This window comes from Streptomyces sp. NPDC049577 (genome assembly GCF_040675635.1).
Lineage (GTDB): Bacteria > Actinomycetota > Actinomycetes > Streptomycetales > Streptomycetaceae > Streptomyces.
On the sequence record NZ_JBFAPH010000510.1, the window covers coordinates 1 to 2,899 of the forward strand.

Here is a 2,899-nt window from a genome sequence, read left to right on the forward strand (position 1 = left end):
CGTCGGCGGCGCGCAGGGCGTCCACGAGCTCCGGCTCGGGGGCGCGCAGGGAGGCGACGTACAGCGGCAGCGCGCGGGCGCCCGCGTCCTCGATCGCGCCGCAGAGGGCGTCGACGAAGGCGGTGTTGCCGCTCATGTGGTGGGCGCGGTAGTAGAGCACCGCGACGAGCGGGCCGTCGGGGTGCTCGGCCCGGGGGGTGCGCTCCAGTTCGCCCCAGGCGGGGGCGGCGGCCGGCGGTTCGAAGCCGTGGCCGGTGAGCAGCACGGTGTCGGAGAGGAAGCGGGCGAGCTGTTCGAGGTTGGCGGGGCCGCCGTGGGCGAGGTAGGCGTGCGCCTCGGCGGCGATGCCGATGGGCACGGTGGAGTGCTCCATCAGCTGGGCGTCGGGGGCCTGTTCACCGGTGAGGACGACGACCGGCCGGTCCCCGGCGAGCAGCGTGTCGAGCCCCTCCTGCCAGGCGCGGACGCCGCCGAGGAGCCGCACGACGACGAGGTCGGTGCCCTCCAGGAGCTCCGGCAGCGCGTCGAGTGCGAGCCGGGCGGGGTTGGCGAGCCGGTACGGGACCGGACCGCCGGCCGCACGGGCGCTGAGCAGGTCGGTGTCGGAGGTCGACAGCAGAAGGATCACGGCAGGCCTTCCTCGGGGTCCGCGCCCCGGGCGGTGGGAGGACGGCGGGAGTTCCTGACTCGCGCGGCGTTTCCGCCGTGCTCACAGTGGCGGGACCGTGCCGGAGTCTCACCGGCCTTCCTCCCCTGGTGCCGTCGCTGGCGGAGCCATACTAGCGATGCGGGGCCGCTGGTCGGAGGGGAGTTGCCCCGGTCCCGCCCGGTCACCGTTTTCCGAAGGGGCTCCGCCCCTTCGAGACCCCTTCCCGGGCTTCGCCCCTGGCCCCCGGGGCGCACCGCCCGGCCCCGCCCGGCCCGCCTGCCCCCGGACCTCGGCCCGGACCCCGGCCGCCGGGCGGCGGGCCCGTCGGTATGCTCGCCGCATGCCCGCCCTCCCCGCCCGCGATCGCGCCGACGCCTGCCCCGGCGCCCTGCGCCTGCACGCCGCGGACGACGGGGCCCTCGCGCGCGTCCGGCTGCCCGGCGGGCTGCTGACGGCACACCAGGCCGTCGTGCTCGCGGACGCCGCAGACGCCCTCGGCGACGGTCACCTGGACCTCACCTCCCGCGGCAACGTCCAGCTGCGCGGCCTGGCGGGTACCTGCGGCGCCGAGCTGGCGGCCCGCCTCCGGGAGGCGGGTCTGCTGCCCTCCGACCGGCACGACCGCATCCGGAACATCGCGGCCTCTCCCCTGAGCGGCCTGGACGGAACGGGCAATTCGCTCACGCGGGCATGGGTTCGGGAACTCGACCGGCTGCTGTGCTCCGGCGAACCGGACCTCTCGGACCTCTCCGGCCGTTTCCTCTTCGGTCTGGACGACGGCCGCGGCGACGTGGTCGCCCTCTCCCCCGATGTGACGTTGATCGCAAGCGACTCGGGCGCCCTGCTCGGCCACGGCCCCACCGGCCCCGGCCTGCGCGTCGCCGACCGGGACGCCGCCCGCTCCGCGGTCCTGGCCGCCGCCGGGTTCCTCGCCGCGCGGCGGGCGAGCGGCACCCGCGCCTGGCGCCTGCGCGAGCTGCCGGCCGAACACCGGCCCACCGCCACCGACTTGGCCCGGCGCCTGGACGCCGCCGGCATCCCGTCCTCCCCCGCCACCCTCGCCGTCGCCCCCGGCTCCCCGGTCGAGCCGGGCCTGGTCACCGGGCCGGACGGCCGCCGCACGCTGTCGGTGGCCGCTCCGCTCGGCCGGCTGTCCGTCGCGCAGTGGCGGCTCCTCGCCCGCACCGCCGGCCTGGACGGCGACGGTGAACTGCGTGTGACACCCTGGCGCGGCGTCGTCGTGCCCGGTCTGCCGGCCGGGGCGGCCGCGACACGGCTGGCGGAGCTCGAAGCAGCCGGCCTCGTCACGTCCGCCGCGTCCCCGTGGCACGGCGCGGGCGCCTGCGCGGGGCGCCCGGGCTGCGCCAAGTCGCTCGCGGACGTGCGGGCCGACGCGACCGCCGCCCTCGCGCCCGTACGCCCTGGTGGCGGCGCGGCGCTGCCGGTGTACTGGTCCGGGTGCGAGCGGCGTTGCGGGCATCCGGGCGGCCGGTGGGTCGACGTGCTGGCGACGGGCGACGGCTACCGGGTCGCGGTGCGGGACGAACCGGGCACGGCGCCCGCGACGACGGTGACGACGGCAGGACTGGCCGGCGCGGTGGCGGCGGCACGTACCACTACATGAACGAGGGAACGGTGTTCGACTACGACAAGGACGGCGCGTCCATCTACCGCCAGTCCTTCGCCACCATCCGCGCCGAGGCCGACCTCGGCGGGCTGCCGACGGACGTCGCCCGGGTCGCGGTACGCATGATCCACGCCTGCGGGATGACCGATCTCGTCCGGGATCTGGCGTACTCCCCGCAGGTGGTGGCCAAGGCGCGCGAGGCCCTGTGCGCCGGGGCGCCGATCCTGTGCGACGCCAACATGGTCGCCTCGGGTGTGACCCGCAGGCGGCTGCCGGCGGACAACGAGGTGCTGTGCACCCTGACCGACCCGGCCGTGCCGGAGCTGGCCGCGCGCATGGGCACGACCCGCAGCGCCGCCGCCCTGGAGCTGTGGCGGGACAGGCTGGACGGCGCGGTCGTGGCCGTCGGCAACGCGCCGACGGCGCTGTTCCGGCTCCTGGAGATGGTGGCGGAGGGCGCGCCGCGCCCGGCGGCGGTGCTCGGCATCCCGGTGGGCTTCATCGGCGCGGCCGAGTCCAAGGACGCACTGGCCGAGAGCCCCCTGGGGCTGGAGTACCTGGTGGTGCGGGGCCGGCGCGGCGGCAGCGCGATGGCCGCGGCCGCGATCAACGCGATAGCGAGC

General features: G+C 77.2%; 3 protein-coding genes and 1 riboswitch. Of the genes, 2 read left to right on the forward strand and 1 reads right to left on the reverse strand.

Annotation, left to right across the window (positions count from 1 at the left end; translation table 11 throughout):
• On the reverse strand, positions 1-628 hold a 628-nt coding region (locus tag AB0K09_RS31895; protein ID WP_366068877.1), incomplete at its 3' end, for a cobaltochelatase subunit CobN.
• A gap of 52 nt (positions 629-680) precedes the next feature.
• A riboswitch (cobalamin riboswitch) is annotated at positions 681-744 on the reverse strand.
• 245 nt (positions 745-989) lie between these two features.
• Here AB0K09_RS31895 and cobG point away from each other — a divergent pair.
• Both cobG and AB0K09_RS31905 read left to right on the forward strand, forming a co-directional pair.
• Positions 990-2,273, forward strand: coding sequence for a precorrin-3B synthase (gene cobG / locus AB0K09_RS31900; RefSeq protein ID WP_366068878.1), 1,284 nt, complete (start codon positions 990-992; stop codon positions 2,271-2,273).
• Positions 2,270-2,899 (forward strand): precorrin-8X methylmutase (locus tag AB0K09_RS31905; RefSeq protein WP_366068879.1); only part of this gene is annotated, 630 nt, incomplete at its 3' end. The genes cobG and AB0K09_RS31905, both read left to right, overlap by 4 nt.

Bases quoted from the DNA above. Each gene is read 5' to 3' on its own strand.
- cobG (WP_366068878.1), top strand. From the start codon at position 990: ATGCCCGCCCTCCCCGCCCGCGATCGCGCCGACGCCTGCCCCGGCGCC.